Annotated in this window: 17 protein-coding genes; 12 read left to right on the top strand and 5 right to left on the bottom strand. The window is 48.0% G+C overall.

Features of this window, described 5'->3' with window-relative positions; translation table 11 throughout:
- The first annotated feature begins 33 nt into the window (after window positions 1-33).
- From QUB39_RS20990 to QUB39_RS20960, 7 genes are all read left to right on the top strand, one after another.
- Window positions 34-171: a hypothetical protein gene (locus QUB39_RS20990; RefSeq protein WP_333055115.1), complete on the top strand. Its 138-nt coding sequence runs from the start codon at window positions 34-36 to the stop codon at window positions 169-171.
- Between the two features lie 208 nt (window positions 172-379).
- Window positions 380-2,194 (top strand): allophanate hydrolase, encoded by a 1,815-nt coding sequence (gene atzF, locus QUB39_RS20985; RefSeq protein ID WP_333210681.1) that lies wholly within the window; start codon window positions 380-382, stop codon window positions 2,192-2,194.
- Between the two features lie 40 nt (window positions 2,195-2,234).
- The gene (locus QUB39_RS20980; protein ID WP_333055113.1) at window positions 2,235-2,981 is read left to right on the top strand and encodes a calcium-binding protein; all 747 of its coding nucleotides are present in this window, start codon (window positions 2,235-2,237) and stop codon (window positions 2,979-2,981) included.
- Between the two features lie 227 nt (window positions 2,982-3,208).
- Window positions 3,209-4,150: a tRNA pseudouridine(55) synthase TruB gene (gene truB / locus QUB39_RS20975; protein WP_333055112.1), complete on the top strand. Its 942-nt coding sequence runs from the start codon at window positions 3,209-3,211 to the stop codon at window positions 4,148-4,150.
- A 149-nt stretch (window positions 4,151-4,299) separates the two neighbouring features.
- Complete coding sequence (gene yidD, locus QUB39_RS20970; protein ID WP_333055111.1) at window positions 4,300-4,530, top strand: membrane protein insertion efficiency factor YidD; 231 nt, start codon at window positions 4,300-4,302, stop codon at window positions 4,528-4,530.
- Between the two features lie 216 nt (window positions 4,531-4,746).
- The gene (locus QUB39_RS20965; RefSeq protein ID WP_333055110.1) at window positions 4,747-5,961 is read left to right on the top strand and encodes a response regulator; all 1,215 of its coding nucleotides are present in this window, start codon (window positions 4,747-4,749) and stop codon (window positions 5,959-5,961) included.
- 105 nt (window positions 5,962-6,066) lie between these two features.
- Window positions 6,067-7,065, top strand: a complete 999-nt coding sequence (locus tag QUB39_RS20960; protein ID WP_333210684.1) for a glycosyltransferase — start codon at window positions 6,067-6,069, stop codon at window positions 7,063-7,065.
- 136 nt (window positions 7,066-7,201) lie between these two features.
- On the opposite strand, the gene QUB39_RS20955 is transcribed toward QUB39_RS20960, so the two are convergent.
- From QUB39_RS20955 to QUB39_RS20940, 4 genes are all read right to left on the bottom strand, one after another.
- Window positions 7,202-7,774, bottom strand: a complete 573-nt coding sequence (locus QUB39_RS20955) for a Uma2 family endonuclease (protein WP_333055231.1) — start codon at window positions 7,772-7,774, stop codon at window positions 7,202-7,204.
- Between the two features lie 324 nt (window positions 7,775-8,098).
- Window positions 8,099-8,428: a HesB/IscA family protein gene (locus QUB39_RS20950; RefSeq protein ID WP_006630924.1), complete on the bottom strand. Its 330-nt coding sequence runs from the start codon at window positions 8,426-8,428 to the stop codon at window positions 8,099-8,101.
- A 145-nt stretch (window positions 8,429-8,573) separates the two neighbouring features.
- Window positions 8,574-8,993, bottom strand: coding sequence for a phosphomannose isomerase type II C-terminal cupin domain (locus QUB39_RS20945; protein WP_333055108.1), 420 nt, complete (start codon window positions 8,991-8,993; stop codon window positions 8,574-8,576).
- A gap of 324 nt (window positions 8,994-9,317) precedes the next feature.
- The gene (locus tag QUB39_RS20940) at window positions 9,318-9,578 is read right to left on the bottom strand and encodes a hypothetical protein (RefSeq protein ID WP_333055107.1); all 261 of its coding nucleotides are present in this window, start codon (window positions 9,576-9,578) and stop codon (window positions 9,318-9,320) included.
- Between the two features lie 412 nt (window positions 9,579-9,990).
- Here QUB39_RS20940 and gltB point away from each other — a divergent pair, with 412 nt between their 5' ends.
- The 5 genes from gltB to QUB39_RS20915 all read left to right on the top strand — a co-directional run bounded on the left by gltB (window position 9,991) and on the right by QUB39_RS20915 (window position 17,544).
- Entirely contained in the window at window positions 9,991-14,577 is a 4,587-nt protein-coding gene (gene gltB / locus QUB39_RS20935; RefSeq protein WP_333055106.1) for a glutamate synthase large subunit, read from the top strand.
- A 285-nt stretch (window positions 14,578-14,862) separates the two neighbouring features.
- The gene (locus QUB39_RS20930) at window positions 14,863-15,429 is read left to right on the top strand and encodes a transposase (RefSeq protein WP_333055105.1); all 567 of its coding nucleotides are present in this window, start codon (window positions 14,863-14,865) and stop codon (window positions 15,427-15,429) included.
- Between the two features lie 270 nt (window positions 15,430-15,699).
- Complete coding sequence (locus QUB39_RS20925) at window positions 15,700-15,930, top strand: type II toxin-antitoxin system RelN family antitoxin (RefSeq protein WP_333055104.1); 231 nt, start codon at window positions 15,700-15,702, stop codon at window positions 15,928-15,930.
- Between the two features lie 28 nt (window positions 15,931-15,958).
- Window positions 15,959-16,816, top strand: a complete 858-nt coding sequence (locus QUB39_RS20920) for a hypothetical protein (protein ID WP_333055103.1) — start codon at window positions 15,959-15,961, stop codon at window positions 16,814-16,816.
- Between the two features lie 173 nt (window positions 16,817-16,989).
- Window positions 16,990-17,544, top strand: coding sequence for a GNAT family N-acetyltransferase (locus tag QUB39_RS20915; RefSeq protein WP_333374808.1), 555 nt, complete (start codon window positions 16,990-16,992; stop codon window positions 17,542-17,544).
- A gap of 192 nt (window positions 17,545-17,736) precedes the next feature.
- Here the strand turns inward: QUB39_RS20915 and QUB39_RS20910 are convergent.
- On the bottom strand, window positions 17,737-17,826 hold a 90-nt coding region (locus tag QUB39_RS20910; RefSeq protein WP_333055230.1), incomplete at its 5' end, for a photosystem II protein D1.

Genomic DNA, 17,826 nt, shown 5'->3' with positions numbered 1-17,826 from the left:
AAAATTAAAATTTTTGGAAGATTAAACCGGGCAATGAGATGGGGCGATTGTCGATCGCGAAGTTTATCTGCACAAAAAGACGAAACCAGCAAGGTCATGGTTGAAGATTTCTTGAGAAATACTTCGAGTCCTAGACTGGATGCGAGTACGATCGACAATGCGGTAAACTAACATTCTATTTGTTGTAATAACGATCGCCTAACACAGCCTGTGAAGTCAAATCCGTTAGCATTGGAATTATTCATCTCTCTGGGATCTCCCTCTGCGTTCTCTGCGTTCTCTGCGGTTAAATCATCCTCATATAACCAGAAATGATATGAAGTCAAATCTTCAATCTAAAATCTAAAATCTAAAATCTAAAATCGACTGACCGTGCACTATGGAAAAATTTAACTACAGCAACAGTCTCGACATTCATTCGCTGCTCGATCGCTACCGCACGGGATCGATCGCGCCTGCAGATGCGATCGCGAGCGTGTACGATCGGATCGAACGCTATGCAGATCCGGCAGTATGGATTTATTTAGCACCGCAGGCGGAAACCCTCGAACGCGCCAAAGCTTTGGAAAACCTAGATCCGCAACAATTGCCGCTCTACGGAATACCTTTTGCGATCAAAGATAATCTCGATTGGGCCGGCGTTCCCACTACAGCGGGATGTCCTGCGTTTGCTAGCACTCCAGCGCGATCGTCCGCAGTCGTAGAGCGTTTGTGCGCGGCAGGTGCGATCGCGATCGGCAAAACAAACATGGATCAATTTGCCACAGGATTAGTCGGAACCCGCACGCCCTATGGAGTTTGTCGCAATCCCTTCGATCGGCGCTACATTCCGGGCGGATCGAGTTCCGGTTCCGCAGCAGCAGTCTCCGCCGGATTGGTGAGTTTTGCTCTGGGTACCGATACCGCAGGATCGGGGCGGGTTCCCGCTGCTTTTACCAACATTGTCGGGCTGAAGCCAAGTTGCGGATCGATCGGCACTCGCGGCTTGCTACCGGCAGTGCGATCGCTCGATTGCGTTTCTGTGTTCGCTCTCACCTGTGCGGATGCGGCCTCGGTGCTGCAAGTAGCCAGCGGTTTTGACGCTGAGGATGCGTTTTCTCGCCACCCTGAAACGAAAGTTTTGCCGGATTTATCCCGCTTACGGGTGGGAGTTCCCGGAGACGGCGAACTCGAATTTTTCGGGAATGCAGAAGCCGAACAGCGCTACCGGGAGGATCTCGCGCGCTTGCAATCATTGGGCTGCACGATCGCACCTATAGACTTCAAACCCTTTGCGGATGCTGCCGAACTGCTCTACGGCGGGCCTTGGGTAGCAGAAAGGTTGGCCGCGATCGGCGATTTCCTCGACGCGCACCCAGATGCGATCGATCCGATCGTCTACCAAATTATCAGCGGCGGCAAACGCTACGATGCCGTCGCAGCCTACCGCGCGTCGTACCGGTTGGCCGAGCTCCGCAAGCAGGCAGAAATTCAGTGGCAGTCAATGGATGTGTTGGCGGTTCCCACAACAGGTACGATTTATACTGTGGCAGAAGTTGCAGCCGAGCCGATCGCGCTCAACACCAATCTCGGCCGCTACACGAACTTTGCGAACTTGCTCGATTTGTGCGCGATCGCAGTTCCCAGCGGGTTTCAAAGCAGCGGATTGCCCGCAGGATTGACACTGATGGCTCCTGCGTGGCACGATTTATCGCTCTGCCGCCTGGGATCTGCTTTCCACGCTAGCTTGGGGGGAACTTTGGGCGCAACCGGTCTGCCGCTGCCAACCGTCCCGGAACCCGCCAGCGCAGCAAAATCTTCTTCAGAAGAACGAGTCAAAATAGCCGTGGTTGGCGCTCATTTGAGCGGTGAGCCGCTGAATTATCAACTAATCGAGCTCGGAGGCATTTTGGTTCGCGCCTGCCGTACCAGCCCGATTTACAAGCTGTACGCTTTGACGGGTACTGCTCTGGGCAAGCCGGGATTGGTGCGTCAGATAGAGGGCGGTAGCGCGATCGAGGTGGAAGTTTGGGAGTTGTCGATCGCGGCTTTCGGCGGATTTGTCGCTAAAATCCCCCCGCCCTTGGGAATTGGTACGCTGGTGTTGGAGGACGGCTCGACGGTGCAGGGCTTTTTGTGCGAACCTTATGCTGTGGCGGATGCGATCGATATTTCTCATCTCGGCGGTTGGCGAGCTTATAACTTCCGGTTTTAAGTTAAGTTAGAATTGCAAATTTCTACCCATCTTCAGAATCATGCCATCAGCAGTGCCACTTGTACCAATTCCCGTCACAACCCCAACCCCCACCGGCGGCGGTACCCGTCCCGGAGGGGCCGCTGGTGGCACTCGCGGCACCAGCGGCCCCGACTCCCTCAGAGGTAGTGCGGGCGCTAACTTGATATTTGGTTTGGGTGGCCCTGACAGCATTTTCGGCTTAGGCGGAGACGATTCCCTCTACGGCGGCGACGGCGATGACTCACTGCTGGGGGACGTTGGCGATGATTTGCTGTTCGGCGGTGCGGGCCGCGACAGCGTTTTGGGCGGCGCCGGCGACGATACTTTCTACGGCGGCAAAGGTTCTGACTCAATGCTGGGCGACGTTGGCAATGATTTGCTGTTTGGCAACCAAGACACCGATACTTTGTTGGGAGGCGCGGGCGATGACTCGCTTTTTGGGGGTGCCGGCGATGACTCGCTGTTTGGTGGCATCGGCAATGACTGTTTATCGGGCGATCGTGGCCGAGATACTTTAACTGGCGGCACCGGAAACGATACTTTTGCGATCGGGCGTTTGGCAGACGGGGATGTGATTACAGATTTTACTGATGGTACGGATCGAATTCGCTTGACTGCCGGCCTTACTTTTGGCGAAATCACCATTTCCGCTGGGGCAGGAACTTCGCCCAGTACAATTATTCAGCTTACAAGCACCAAGGAAACTCTGGCTACTTTATTCGGAGTTGCCCGCACTTCTATCAGTCAGGCCGACTTTATTCTTTAATTGGGAATGGGGAATTGAGAATTGATAATTGGGCTGGCGGGTACTTTGTAGTTTTAAGTTTTCAATGTTTAACTTGTTAACTAAAAACCGCTTTTGCGTTGCAAGTAACGTTAGCTTTCGCGATGCGAAAAAAAGCAAACTCAAAACTTTTCATCTTCCATCTTCCCTCTTCCTGACATCCGTTATATCCGTTACATCCGTTACAAAATCCGTTGCCGAACTTCCTAATGACTACTGACGGTTTTCTCAATCTCAACAAACCTGCGGGCATGACATCTCACGACTGCGTGGGGCGAGTGCGCCGGCTATTGAAACTCAAGCGAGTCGGACACGGAGGAACCCTCGATCCTGCTGTGACTGGCGTTTTGCCGATCGCCCTGGGCAAAGCAACCAGACTGCTGCAATATCTCCAACACAATAAAGCTTACCGAGGCACGATTCGGTTTGGCTTAACTACTGCTACTGACGATTTAGAAGGAGAAATTATCCATTCTCGACCGGTGCCAGAGTTGAGTTTGGAACAAGTCCAAGCTGCACTCCCAAATTTCCTAGGAAAAATCGATCAATTTCCGCCGAGTTTTAGTGCGGTTCAGGTGGGAGGAAAACGCCTTTATGAGTTAGCTAGAAAAGGCGAAACTGTGGAAGTTGCTGCTAGGAAGGTCGAGGTTTTTCGGCTGGAAATCTTGGATTGGCGGCCGGGGGATTTTCCTGAATTGGATTTGTCGATCGCCTGCGGGGCGGGTACTTACATTCGGGCGATCGCACGGGATTTGGGTGCACTGTTGAATACAGGCGGTACTTTGGCTTGTTTGACTCGCACCGAAAGTAGCGGTTTCTCGATCGACCAAAGTCTGAGTTTTGAAGAATTAGAACTGCAATTGCAGGAGAATAAATTTTGCCCGATTTTGCCATCGGCGGTTTTGGGACATTTAGGTGCGATCGTCCTTTCCCCTGAATATACCAAACGCTGGTTTCAAGGACAGCGCCTCCCGATTCCCGAAACGTCGATCGATCCCTATGAGGAAAGTAGCAACCATCCCCCCCACAACCCAATACCCGAACATCCCTATCCCTTGCAGGTGTACGATCGAGACGGTAATTTTTTAGGTATCGGTCAAGTAGCCAACTCAGAGACAAGTACCATATTATCTCCTCAAATTGTGCTTTAAGTATCTAAAATAATAATGAAAAAAGGTATAATTGGTACAGAAAAAGTTGGCGGAACTCTAACCGCTGGGAATGCTCTCGATGCACCTAGCTTACAGCGATACCGGACGAGATTGGCCTATTAATCTAATCAATCGCTGAGGTAAAAATTGTGAAAATATTGCTGGTCGGATTAATCCGAGGCTACAAAATGGGAATTTCTCCTTACCTGCCTAACGCCTGTAGATTTCAGCCCACTTGTTCGCAATACGCGATCGAAGCAATAGAAAGATTTGGGCCGGCCCGTGGCAGCTCAATGGCAGTTAAGCGGATTTTGCGCTGTCATCCTTTTCATCCAGGGGGTTACGATCCAGTACCTCCTGCAGATAGCGAAGGCAATTAGTTATTAGTTAGAATCCCGATTTTAGTGATTAGTTAATAGGGCAAATAGCCGTTACATCCTCATGGCTAAAACTCCTGGGGGGAATCAGTCCCTAAGAGGGTTAAATTCTCACAATTAGTGGTGTTTTTTAACCCAAATTCAGTAAAATTACTGTTATCTTTCAAAACTCAGCAGCTATATAATGGTACAAACAGAGTACAGGGGATGCGAGTTGATATGTCTGCTACCGCAATCGGATACAAAATGTTGTCCCATACTCTGGCTGTACTCAGCCAGAAACAAGCAACGGGGAAACTGGTGTTAGAGCAAGGGGAACAACAGTGGCAACTTTACTTTTTTCAGGGTAGTTTGGTGTATGCCACGGGAGGATCGCACAGAGCGAGACGCTGGTACAGGGCGATCGGGCAACACTGTCGAAACTTTCAAGTGGATCTCAGAGACCTCAATGCTGGAGAACTGTGGGAATATCAACTGCTTCAGCGAGGGATAGCAGCCAGCGAAATGAGTCTGGAACAAGCTAGGGCGATCGTCCACACCAGCCTTTCGGAAGTGTTATTTGCTCTGATCGGTCAATCGGGTTTGCGCCGGGAGTGGCGTCCCTCCCAGAAATATTTTTCTACCATTACCTCTTCTTTGCTGCTGTCTTTAACAGAAGTAGAAAAAATTCTGTGTTGTACAGAAGAAATTTGGCAAAAGTGGAAAGCAATGGGTTTGTGGCTTGTAGATCCAGAACAAGCACCGCTTTTAAAACCGTCGGCCCAGTTGCAGCAAAATCGATTTAGTTCTAATTCTTTGATCGCTTTGGGTAACGTATTCAACGGCGAGAATACTCTTTGGGATATTGCATTTAAGAAAAAGCAGTGCGTGACAGTGGCAACTCGCGCTTTAGTTAATTACATCAAGCAGGGTTTAGTAAATTTCCGAACAGTACCAGACTTGCCGTCGCCTATAGAACAGTGGCGCCTGGCGGCGGCGATCGCAGGGCCGGGTCGCCCTTTGATTGCCTGTATCGATGACAGTCCGACAGTATGCGAATTTTTAGAGCAAATTTTATTGCCGGAAGGGTATCGAGTCCTAAAAATTCAAGATCCCATGCAGGGAGTGGGCCTCCTCGCCAAACAAAAGCCTGCTTTAATTTTTATGGACGTGGTGATGCCGAAGACAAGTGGCTTTGCTTTGTGCAATTTTTTGCGAAAGACACCCGCTTTTCGGGAAACTCCGATCGTGTTTTTGACCAGTCAAGACAGTATAATTGACCGCACGCGAGCGAAATTGACAGGTGCTTCCGATTTTTTGAGGAAGCCAGCCAATCCCGAACAGGTTTTGCAAATAGTTGACAAGTATTTGAAGGTAAAAGGCGATCGCTACCATTCAGCTATTCGCCCCCATGATTTACTGAACTCGCACCAACTTACCTTGGCAAATTCTTGAACCAAAATTAATGAACACAATAACCCCTTGCTGGGTGCGTCAGGAACTGACGCACCCTACACTCATTGTAAAATAAAGACGCAATCGAATTTAAGATAATTAATTATGAGTAATGTTACGATCGATCGCACCCCGCAGGTAAGCGTAGTAATTCCGGCTTACAACTGTGCTGCTTACGTCGGCCAAGCCGTAGATAGCGTTCTGCACCAAACCTATACTAACTGGGAAATTATTGTCATAGACGACGGTTCCAAAGATGACACTAGATTAGTTTTAGAGAAATATGGCGATCGAATTCGCTACATTTACCAACAAAATCGAGGAGTTTCGATTGCCAGAAATCACGGCATCGAGCTAGCGCGAGGAGAATTTATCGCCTTTCTCGATGCGGACGACTACTTTTTTTCCGACAAATTAGCAGCACAAATGGCTGTATTTGCAGCGCGACCAAATCTAGGAATAGTTCACAGCGGCTGGCGTCTAGTTAATAGTATAGGCGAACCGCTAAAAGATGTCAAACCCTGGCAAAATGTCCCTAAATTAGACTTAGAAATGTGGCTGCGGTGGAAACCAGTATTACCCAGCGCGATGGTATTTCGCCGTCAGTGGTTAGAGCGCGCCGGCGGATTTGATCCTCGATTTCCCCCAGCGGAAGATACAGATTTAGTGCTGCGTTTAGCCTTAATGGGATGCGAAGCAGAGTGGTTGCAGCAAGTAACTGTTTGCTACCGCCAGCACGAACAAAGCGCCATGTACAAAGGTTTACCGCAGGCTAAATCCCTCGCCGCAGTCATGGACAATTTTTTTGCCCGCCCCGAATTGCCGGATAAAATACGATTGTTGGAAAAGCAAATCAAGTACAGTACCTTAGTTTGGATTGCTTGGTATTTGTACCGCACCGGTCATTCTGTTGAGATGGTAGAGTTTTTGCAGCGTTCTTGGAATTATACGCCTTATTTGCCTGTGGAAACGGTAATTAATTGGGCGGAAGCTTTCGCCGAGTTTTCGCAGGATGCGGGAAATGAATTCGATGCAGATTTGTTAGCTCAATCTCCAGAGTGGGAGCAGTTAATGCAGTGGATTATTCTCGGTACGCCAGCTTGATTGAAAGCTTTTCCATTGCACTGATATCGTTTACGGTTGCATAGGAATTATTTAACCGCAGAGAGCGCAGAGGACACAGAGGAAGAGAAGAGAGGTTTTTCGCATTTCTGGCTATGTAAAATCTGCATAAACTTTATTAGGCTTCAGTTTGAGTTTCTGCTTCAGTAAAAATTGGCGGCCACAGTTCAGCAATTGGCAATTCCCAACCAGGGAAAAGTTCGGGGACTGTCAAAATATCTTCATTTCCCAACACAATCGGTTCACCTTCCTGACGATAAACTGTTACAGTTTCTTCATCTGGATCGATCAAAATTCCTACTTGCGCTCCGAGTTCTAGGAAATTCTGAATCTTTTTTTCTAGCGGTTTAATGCGATCGCTCTGTGATTTAATTTCTACTACTAAATCTGGGACTAATTCTCCGAAATAACGGGGACTTTGCCTGAGACGTGCGGCTCGGACAAAAGAAACATCAGGTGCTGTAAGGTTAGCATCAGGTAAGATAAAGCCGCCTGCGGAGTCAAAAACTCGACCCAAACGGCGGGGATTCACCCAAACGAAGAGAAAGGCACTCAACCGAATGCCAATTTCACTAGATACAATGTCTGACGGGCCCACAATGATAATCCTCCCGCTTTCTAGTTCAACTTGGTAGTCTTGACCGGCTTCTTTGAAGGTTTTTTGGACTTTTTCTAAGTCTTTGAGTGTCATCATACGATTTTAGATTTTAGATTTTAGATTTTAAGTTTTAAATTTTAGATTTTAAATTTTATAATTATCTGCAACTGACGCACTATAAATCATATTGGTTATTGCTTATTGTGTCAGGTGCGTCAATCTATTTTAGATTTTAGAATTGAAGAATTATCTGCAACTGACCAAGAATTTCTTGATGGTACCCGCCACGTGATTTATCCGTGGAATCAATCCAAAATCGCAAATCGCAAATCCTCAAGCCCCCGCATTTATCCGTGGGGTCGCCTCTAAAATCTAAAATCTAAAATCTAAAATCGATTGACGCACCCTACAGGTTGGTTATTCCTTAGCAGAAAAGGAGTTGCCACAGCTACAGCTTTGAGCGGCATTGGGATTGTGAAATCGGAAACCTCCGCCCATCAAGTCTTCTGAATAATCCAAGGTGAGCTCATTGAGATATTTTAAGTGCTGGGGGTCGATCGCAACTTCAATCCCCTCCGACTCGCATACAGCGTCTTCTGGGGCTGGCGCATCGTCAAATGCCATTGTATAAGACAAACCGGAGCAGCCGCTCGATTCCACGCCCAGACGAAATAAAGCATTGGGGTTCGGATGCTTCGACTTGAGGCGCGTTACTTCTGTTGCTGCTGTTTTGCTCAGATGAATCATTATGAGTAATTGGTAATTTGTAATTGGTAATTTGGGAAGTAATGTTGAGTTTTGAAAATGTAGAGTGCGCCTAGCCTTGCACCTTACCCAGAGAATGTAAAGTGCGCCGCAGCGCACCTTACCCCTATATTTTTAGCAACTTGAGTTACTTAGCCTTTTCTGTACGGGCATAATCGTCTTGAAAGCGTACAATATCATCTTCTCCGAGATATTCGCCATTCTGCACCTCAATTAAAACCAGAGGGATAACTCCCGGATTTTCCAGGCGGTGAGAAATGCACTGAGGAACGTAGGTAGACTGATTTGTAAACAGAACTTGTTCAGTTTCGCCACAAGTAACTTTTGCAGTACCTGAAACCACAATCCAGTGTTCGCTGCGGTGGTGGTGCATTTGCAGGCTGAGGCGGTGTCCAGACTTAACTTCGATCCGCTTAATTTTATATCCTGGGCCTTCTTCTAGAGTCGTAAATGAGCCCCAAGGCCGCAATTCTGTAGCGGCTATTCCGTTGGGTGCTGCAGGTGCGTGCAGGGTAGATACTTGAGAAATTTCTTGAATCTGAACCATGATTTTCACTCCTTGAGGATTGCTTGCGGAATCCTTTGGTAAACGACGTTGTGTTTTGAGATTAACTAATCTATAGTTAAAATCGAAGCCCACCTGCGGGCACTGGTTAGCCGACTGTAGAGTTTTGCAAGAGTTGCGCTCAGCCCGATCGACCTGCCTTAACAACCATAGCAAAACCAACATAGCTGTTGTCACCTGTTATTAGCTCGATCGCCCCAATCTACATCAAATCTTCATAGAAAGGGCGCTGGTTCTTGAATATTGATTAAAGGTGAATCCTAATCCAGCTCTTGAGACTGCTGCTGCAAAAATTCTAGCATCTGGTTAGAGACCCTCTGGGATGAAACCTGGTTGAATAGTTAGACTTGAATAAGTTTGGCTAAGTTCTGTGAAGCAGTGATAAGTAAACCGAACATCGTAGAGTTTTTTCAATTCTGCAACCAGCGTGGGAGAAAGCGGACGAAAGCTATCCAACCAGGCTTTGAGTCGATCGACTTTTTGCAATTTTTCAGAAAGGTTCATCGCGGATGAGAAGGCAAAATGCTGGTGGAGAATGTCACCCAGACGCTGAGGATACAGTCGCATTAACAATGCTATAAACTCATTTCTCAAGAACAGGCTTTCCGGCCTGTTCCACAGAGAGTAAATTTTGTGGAACAGGCATCTTGCCCGCCCTTGAAAAGCTTATTAACAATGGTGCAAGATGTGAGTTGGTATCGGAATTACTCATCTCTCTTCCTCTGCGCTCTCTGCGGCCTCTGCGGTTTAATAATTCACATAATTGAAGAGTCTTTAAGCATAAATATTTAGACCTCCGGGTTCCATAGTTAAGTGATCGGCTTTAACTATTTTTTTACTCGAATATAAAAAGCTGGGATTTTTTGGTAACTCTACCTAATTGAGTAGATCCACATATAATACATGATACTAGAGCGATCGGCATCCCACCCTCTACTCTAGATCGACATCTTTTCACCACTTTGAGAGACACATCAAAATGAACAGCAACGGACTGCCACAAAAACAAGGCTTGTACGATCCGCAGTTCGAGCACGACGCTTGCGGAGTCGGATTCATCGTACACATGAAGGGTAACAAATCCCACGAAATAGTCGAGCAGGCACTAACAATCCTGCTGAACCTCGACCACCGAGGCGCGTGCGGCTGCGAACCCAACACCGGAGACGGGGCGGGGATTTTGATGCAGGTGCCCCACAAGTTTCTCAAGAAAGTAACGGCGGCCCTAAACATCGAACTTCCCGAAGCCGGCGAGTACGGCGTTGGCGCGATTTACTCGTCGCCAAATCGAACTGAACGGGAAAACGGCAAACGCATTTTTGAGGAAATCGCCGCAGAAGAAGGCCAGGAAGTGCTGGGCTGGCGCGATGTGCCCACCGACAACTCGTCCCTCGGCGACACCGCCAAATCTAGCGAACCCTTCATGCAGCAAGTGTTCCTCCGGCGCGCCGCAGGTATTGACGAGGCGGCTTTCGAGCGGAAACTGTACGTCATCCGCAAACGGGCTCACAACGCCATCCGCAGAACTAACACAGACCCCTACTGGTACAATTCCACTCTCTCGTGCCGGACGATCGTCTACAAGGGTATGTTAATGCCGGTGCAAGTCGGCGATTACTATCCCGAACTGCACGACCCAGACATGGAAAGCGCTCTAGCCCTAGTTCACTCGCGCTTCAGCACCAATACTTTTCCGAGTTGGGAACGATCGCACCCTTACCGCTACATCGCCCACAACGGCGAAATTAACACAATGCGCGGCAACATTAACTGGATGCACGCGCGGCAATCGCTGTTCGAGTCGGAACTATTCGGCGATGACTTAAAGAAAATCCCCAATTTAATCAATATCGAAGGCAGCGACTCGACGATTTTTGACAATGCTTTGGAATTGCTGACTTTGGCCGGGCGTTCTTTGCCGCACGCTGTCATGATGATGATTCCCGAACCTTGGACAGCCCACGAGTCCATGAGTGACGAGAAAAAAGCTTTCTACGAATACCATTCTTGCTTGATGGAACCTTGGGACGGCCCAGCTTCGATCGCATTTACCGATGGTACATCGATCGGGGCCGTGCTCGATCGCAACGGTTTGCGCCCTTCCCGCTACTGCGTTACCAAAGACGACTTGGTAATTATGGCATCGGAAGCCGGAGTTTTGCCGATCGCCCCTGAACGAATTGTATCAAAAGGTCGCTTGCAACCGGGGCGGATGTTCCTGGTAAATACCGAGGAAGGCCGCATCGTCTCTGACGAGGAAATTAAAACCAAAATCGCCACAGAACACCCGTACCGCCAGTGGATCGACCAGCACATGGTCGAAATCGCCAAACTGAAAGATGCGCCGGCATTGGCAGAATCTCATCCCGAAACATTATTGCAGCGCCAAATGGCCTTTGGCTACACCTTTGAAGAACTGCGGTTGCTGTTAGCACCGATGGCAAAAGATGGCGTGGAAGCTGTCGGCGCGATGGGTGCGGATACGCCGCTGGCGGTGCTTTCCAATCGGCCAAAATTGCTTTACGAATACTTCCAGCAGTTGTTTGCTCAAGTTACCAATCCGCCGATCGATTCTATCCGCGAAGAAATTGTAACTTCTGCCGAAACTACGATCGGCGCTGAACGCAACTTGCTCAAACCAGAACCGGAAAGCTGTCATTTAATTGAACTGAAAACGCCAATTCTCAGCAATGAAGAATTAGCTAAGCTCCAACACGTAAATGAGGGCAATTTCAAGTCCGTCACCGTGCCGATTTTGTTTGACCCCAAAAGCGGCGTAAAAGGTCTAGAACAAGCCTTAGAAGAGGTTTTTGCAGCAGCAGACAGCGCGATCGCCTCCGGGGTGAATATCCTCATTCTGAGCGATCGGGGTATCAGTCCAGACAAAGCCCCAATTCCGGCGCTGCTGGCAGTTGCGGGCCTGCACCACCACTTGATCCGCAAAGGAACGCGCACGCGGGCGGGACTCGTGCTCGAATCCGGCGAACCGCGCGAAGTGCACCACTTTGCGACACTTATTGGATATGGTTGCGGCGCGATTAATCCGTATTTGGCCTTTGAGACGATCGCCGATTCGATCCGCGAAGGATTGCTGCTAAATGTCGAGTACAAAACAGCTTGCAAAAACTACATCAAAGCGGCAACAAAAGGTGTGACGAAAGTTGCCTCGAAAATTGGGATTTCTACAATTCAAAGTTATCGCGGCGCGCAGATTTTTGAGGCGATCGGCTTAAACAAATCCGTAGTCGATAAATACTTTGCTTGGACAGCCTCCCGGATTGAAGGCGTAGACCTCGAAGTCATCGCCCAAGAAGCTATTTTGCGCCATACCCACGCATTCCCAGACCGCCCAGCCAGCGGACATACTCTCGATGTCGGCGGCGAATATCAGTGGCGGAAAGAAGGCGAGGCGCACTTGTTTAGTCCGCAGACAATTCACGCGCTGCAAAAGTCGGTGCGCGAGGGCAGTTATACGCTTTTCAAACAGTATTCTGGGCTGGTAAACGAACAAAACCAGCAGCATTTTACCTTGCGCGGTTTGTTGCAATTCAAACAGCGGGAATCGATACCCATTGAGGAAGTTGAGCCGATCGAATCTATTCTCAAACGCTTTAAAACTGGGGCGATGAGTTATGGTTCGATTTCTAAAGAAGCCCACGAATCGCTAGCAGTAGCGATGAACCGCATTGGTGGCAAATCGAACACCGGTGAAGGCGGCGAAGATCCCGATCGCTACACTTGGACGAACGATCGCGGCGACTCGAAAAACAGCGCGATCAAACAAGTTGCTTCCGGGCGTTTCGGCGTTACCAGCTTGTACCTTTCCCAAGCGCGGGAACTGCAAATCAAGATGGCGCAAGGTGCGAAACCCGGTGAAGGCGGACAGTTGCCCGGTAAAAAAGTATACCCGTGGATTGCGAAGGTGCGAAACTCGACTCCGGGTGTGGGTTTGATTTCGCCTCCTCCTCACCACGACATTTATTCGATCGAAGATTTGGCCGAATTGATTCACGACTTGAAAAATTCCAACCGGGAAGCGCGGATTAGCGTGAAACTCGTGTCGGAAGTGGGAGTCGGGACGATCGCGGCGGGTGTTGCGAAAGCCCACGCCGATGTCGTGTTGATTTCCGGCTACGACGGCGGTACCGGCGCTTCGCCACAAACTTCGATCAAACACGCGGGATTACCTTGGGAATTGGGATTGGCGGAAACTCACCAAACTTTGGTACTCAACAATCTCCGCAGCCGGATTGTCGTGGAAACTGACGGTCAAATGAAAACCGGCCGCGATGTAGTAATTGCTGCCTTGCTGGGCGCTGAGGAATTCGGTTTTGCGACCGCGCCGCTGGTGACATTGGGCTGCATCATGATGCGCGTTTGCCACCTGAACACTTGCCCGGTGGGCGTGGCGACGCAAGACCCGCTGCTGCGGAAAAACTTTACCGGCGACCCCGATCACACGGTAAACTTTATGACTTTCATCGCGCAGGAAGTCCGGGAAATTATGGCACAGTTGGGCTTCCGCACGCTGAATGAAATGGTTGGGCGGACTGATGTTTTAGAACCTCAGCAAGCGGTGGAACACTGGAAGGCTAAGGGTTTGGATTTCTCGAAAATCCTTTATCAGCCGGAAGTTGGCGCGGATGTCGGGCGCTATTGTCAGATGGCGCAGGATCACGGTTTGGAAAAGTCCCTCGACATGACTGTGTTGTTGGATTTGTGCAAAGGTGCGATCGAAAATGGCGAAAAAGTCCACGCCAAACTACCGATTACCAATGTCAACCGCGTTGTCGGCACAATTCTCGGCAACGAAATCACCAAACGCAACTGGGAAGGTTTGCCGGATGACACGGTGCACCTGCACTTCCAAGGCAGCGCTGGGCAAAGCTTTGGCGCATTCGTGCCCAAGGGAGTCACCCTGGAGCTCGAAGGCGAAGCTAACGACTATTTGGGCAAAGGGCTCAGCGGCGGCAAAATCATCTTGTATCCGTCGCCAGCTTCTACCTTTGTCGCGGAAGAAAACGTGATTGTCGGTAACGTAGTGCTTTACGGCGCGACTGCTGGTGAGGTTTTCATCCGAGGGATGGCGGGCGAACGTTTTGCGGTGCGTAACTCCGGCGTTAACGCAGTAGTTGAAGGTGTGGGCGATCACGGTTGCGAGTACATGACTGGTGGCAAAGTTGTAGTTTTGGGCGAAACCGGGCGCAATTTTGCAGCGGGTATGAGTGGCGGCGTCGCTTACATTTTGGATGAAGCGGGGGATTTTGCTACTCGCTGCAATATGTCGATGGTGGATTTGGAAAAATTGGAGGATGTTGAGGAAATTAGCGATTTGCGGCAGTTAATTCAGACTCACTTTGATTTAACTGGAAGTGCGAAAGCATCGAAGGTTTTGGCAAATTGGGATTCGATGGTGCCGGTGTTTGTGAAGGTGATGCCGAGGGATTATAAGCGGGTGTTGCAGGCTATTGAAAGGGCGATCGCATCGGGTTTAAGCGGTGATGATGCGCTGACGGCTGCGTTTGAAGAAAATGCTCGCGATGTCGCCCGGATTGGCGGCAGCTAGTAAATCCAAGAAACCGGGTTTTTGCGATAATTTCTGCATCATCGCCGAGATTTTAGGAAGAAACCCGGTTTCTGACTCCCGCGCACAGAGCCCAAATCCCAGAAACCGGGTTTTTGCGATAATTTTGGTATCTCACGCCCGATTTAGGAAGAAACCCGGTTTCTGACTCCCGCGCACAGAGCCCAAATCCCAGAAACCGGGTTTCTGCGATAATTTTGGCATCTCACGCCGGATTTAGGAAGAAACCCGGTTTCTGAGTCGCACACGTACCATCCGATCTGCCAAATGCCACGTCGCCAAGTTATCTTGCAAGCGGGTAATTACTACCATATTTATAACCGAGGCAATAACCGTCAGCTTATCTTTTTTGAGCGAGAAAACTATATTTATTTTTTACGCCAATTAAGAAACCATCTGATTAATCATGGTGTCGATATTATTGCGTATTGTTTGATGCCAAACCACTATCATTTATTAGTTTACTTGAAAACCGATCGTTTTTCCAAGCTGATGCAGGCGTTTACTCTGTCTTATGTTAAGGCTATCAGTAAACGCTATCAAAGGGTGGGTTCATTGTTTCAGGGACGATTTCAGGCGATTCATGTAGAGACAGAAGAGTATTTATTACACTTAACTCGCTATATTCACTTAAACCCAGTCTCTGCTAATATAGTTGAAAAAGCCGAGAATTGGGAGTTTTCTAGCTATCAAGAATATATTGATTTGCGCCAGGGAAATTTACCTAAAATAGATGGAGTGCGAGCGAAATTTCAGTCAGCAGATGCTTATCGTTACTTTTTAGAAGATTCAACTAGCGATCGATTAATCCAGCATTTAACCTTTGAAGAATAGAAAGAAACCAAGAAACCGGGTTTCCGCCCCCAATCCCAGAAACCGGGTTTCTGCCATAATTTAAGCATCCTCACCGAAATTTGGTGAAGAAACCCGGTTTCTGACTCCCCGCGCACAGAGCCCAAATCCCAGAAACCGGGTTTCTGCGATAATTTTGGCATTCTCACCGAGATGTTGTAAGAAACCGGGTTTCTGACTCCATATCTCACGATCCATTGAGTTCTTTGATATCCTTGGAAACACTGTTATTTACAGAAAAAAAAGTAGACTATGAAAGCGATCGAAACCACTGGAACAATTGACGATCGAGGGATGCTGTGTATAGATAGACCCCTTACCCTTGTCAACCACAGACACGTTCGGATTATTGTCTTAGTGCCGGAAGACACTGATATCGATCCAGATGATAACCCCACTGAAACTGTCCTCGAAGGGCTTCAGCAAGGCTTCCATGAGGCAATTACCGGACAAACTCTCCCTTTGTCCCAACTGTGGAATTGATATAAAATTAGGGAAATCAACAAGCAAAATGATTCAATCCATACCGAAAATATCCATCAAACCTGGATACCGTCCCCAGTCAGATGATAAAACTCCTGAAGCTGATGCAATTGATTTTTACCTACTGCGACAACTCACCAATTCCCAACGGTGGCAAATGGGGGCAAAATTAAATCGTTGGGCAAAAACTGTTAGCTTGCGCGGGATGAAAAAAGCTTGTCCCTCAACCTACAAAGAGCGATTTGCTCGATCGATATTAGGTAGCAAGTGGTTGCCAATTTTAACCCCCACCAGTGAGCCCTCTATGTGGACGCAAGACCCCAGCGAAATTGCTAGACTGTTGCACCCAATTTTTGAAACATTAGGTGTCTCTTATTATATTACACGAGGCGTTGCCGCTTCTGTCTATGGCGACCCTAGAACAACACGCGATTTAGATTTAGTAATTGAATTGCTCCGGGACAATATTTTTCAATTAGTTGAAGCACTAGAAACGGCTGGTTTTTACTGCCCTCCGGGTTCGGTCAAAGATATTCAAGAGGGTAGAGGCATGGTGTTGAGCGTCACTCACATGACTTTAGTATTGAACGCTGATATTGTGCTGAATTCTAATACTGCATTCGATCGCTCAAAAATGGCAAGACGACGATTAGAAGCGCTTGACGAAGCTGGTGTAGAACAATTTTGGGTGGCTTCTCCTGAAGATATTGTGTTGGCCAAACTGCTCTGGCGGCAACAGTCTCAGTCTCAAAAACAATGGAATGATGTTTTGGGAATTCTGAAAGTCCAATCTGAGAATTTAGATCGGGGTTACTTAACAGGGTGGGCCCAACAATTGGGGTTGATTGATGATTTGAACCTAGCTTTTACTGAATCAGGGATTTGATGCGATCGCCCACAAGTGCAGACATACCTACAGTCATGATATTGTCCCAAGGATCTCGCCCCTAAAATATTTACAAAACTAAATCTGGTATGCGATCTATATCTAGCTGTTAGAATAGACAAACCTGAGCGTTAAAATCGCAAATGTATGACAGCGTTCCTACACACTATGCTATGGAATATCTAACTTTTAGGGAAGCCGATGGAGAGGACATACAGGCGATCGCCAATATTCACAATTCTCATGCGCGCGGTCAAAATACGTCGATCGAGCGCGGCTTTTTGCTAACACAAATTACTGAAGATGAGATTGTCCAAAGCTTAAATAATTCATGCAAATATTTTGTGTCAGCTAAAACCGATGGGGAAATTGTGGGATTTGTGGCTATATCACAACCCAAAATATCAGATGAAATCTTGGATAAAATTATCTGGAAAGATGAGGTTTTTAAGAAAAGAGTCACCAGCGATAGGCATTTTTATCTCGAAAGAGTAGCAACCAAGTTAGATTGGATGGGTAGAGGTGTGGCTCAATTTATGTATAACGAAATTTATCAAGTTTTTCCAACTTCATTGATTTCGCTGTTTATTGTTACCCAGCCAATAGCTAATACTCGTTCCCTAATGTTTCACCAAAAACAGGGATTTGAACAAATAGGAACTTTGCAAATTGACCGATTTCTAGATTTAGAAAATTATGAATGTATTGTGATGTTTAAAGAAACTTGAATTTATCATGAGTGAGTCTCCCACGAGAAGCCGACATCAATCCAGCCTAACAGGAATTACCAGAAGCGAGGGACTCGATATAACTTCCTTGGCTGCTGGGATACTTCGCCTCCCCGCAGGAAAAATATTTTTTCCCAAAACAAAAAGCGCCCCTATTTCTAGGAGCGCTTTTTGTTAATCAAAAGCTAAAACTTAGCCATTGATGGAAGGAGCAACCAAAGCTACAGGAGTGACTTCACTAGCAGCCAAGTCGAGTGGGAAGTTGTGAGCATTGCGCTCGTG

The sequence above is a fragment of the Microcoleus sp. AT8-B5 genome, assembly GCF_036705565.1.
Classification (GTDB): domain Bacteria; phylum Cyanobacteriota; class Cyanobacteriia; order Cyanobacteriales; family Microcoleaceae; genus Microcoleus.
The sequence above is the reverse complement of the archived record's forward strand: the minus strand, read 5'-3'. Positions and strand labels throughout refer to the sequence as shown.

What these genes read in the sequence shown, in the direction of transcription:
- QUB39_RS20925 (WP_333055104.1), top strand. Translation starts at nt 15,700, where the DNA reads ATGAAAGCGATCGAAACCACTGGAACAATTGACGATCGAGGGATGCTG.
- QUB39_RS20930 (WP_333055105.1), top strand. Translation starts at nt 14,863, where the DNA reads ATGCCACGTCGCCAAGTTATCTTGCAAGCGGGTAATTACTACCATATT.
- QUB39_RS20990 (WP_333055115.1), top strand. Translation starts at nt 34, where the DNA reads ATGAGATGGGGCGATTGTCGATCGCGAAGTTTATCTGCACAAAAAGAC.
- atzF (WP_333210681.1), top strand. Translation starts at nt 380, where the DNA reads ATGGAAAAATTTAACTACAGCAACAGTCTCGACATTCATTCGCTGCTC.
- QUB39_RS20945 (WP_333055108.1), bottom strand. Translation starts at nt 8,993, where the DNA reads ATGGTTCAGATTCAAGAAATTTCTCAAGTATCTACCCTGCACGCACCT.
- QUB39_RS20980 (WP_333055113.1), top strand. Translation starts at nt 2,235, where the DNA reads ATGCCATCAGCAGTGCCACTTGTACCAATTCCCGTCACAACCCCAACC.
- truB (WP_333055112.1), top strand. Translation starts at nt 3,209, where the DNA reads ATGACTACTGACGGTTTTCTCAATCTCAACAAACCTGCGGGCATGACA.
- QUB39_RS20955 (WP_333055231.1), bottom strand. Translation starts at nt 7,774, where the DNA reads ATGACACTCAAAGACTTAGAAAAAGTCCAAAAAACCTTCAAAGAAGCC.
- QUB39_RS20915 (WP_333374808.1), top strand. Translation starts at nt 16,990, where the DNA reads ATGGAATATCTAACTTTTAGGGAAGCCGATGGAGAGGACATACAGGCG.
- QUB39_RS20920 (WP_333055103.1), top strand. Translation starts at nt 15,959, where the DNA reads ATGATTCAATCCATACCGAAAATATCCATCAAACCTGGATACCGTCCC.
- QUB39_RS20960 (WP_333210684.1), top strand. Translation starts at nt 6,067, where the DNA reads ATGAGTAATGTTACGATCGATCGCACCCCGCAGGTAAGCGTAGTAATT.
- gltB (WP_333055106.1), top strand. Translation starts at nt 9,991, where the DNA reads ATGAACAGCAACGGACTGCCACAAAAACAAGGCTTGTACGATCCGCAG.
- QUB39_RS20965 (WP_333055110.1), top strand. Translation starts at nt 4,747, where the DNA reads ATGTCTGCTACCGCAATCGGATACAAAATGTTGTCCCATACTCTGGCT.
- QUB39_RS20940 (WP_333055107.1), bottom strand. Translation starts at nt 9,578, where the DNA reads ATGCGACTGTATCCTCAGCGTCTGGGTGACATTCTCCACCAGCATTTT.
- QUB39_RS20950 (WP_006630924.1), bottom strand. Translation starts at nt 8,428, where the DNA reads ATGATTCATCTGAGCAAAACAGCAGCAACAGAAGTAACGCGCCTCAAG.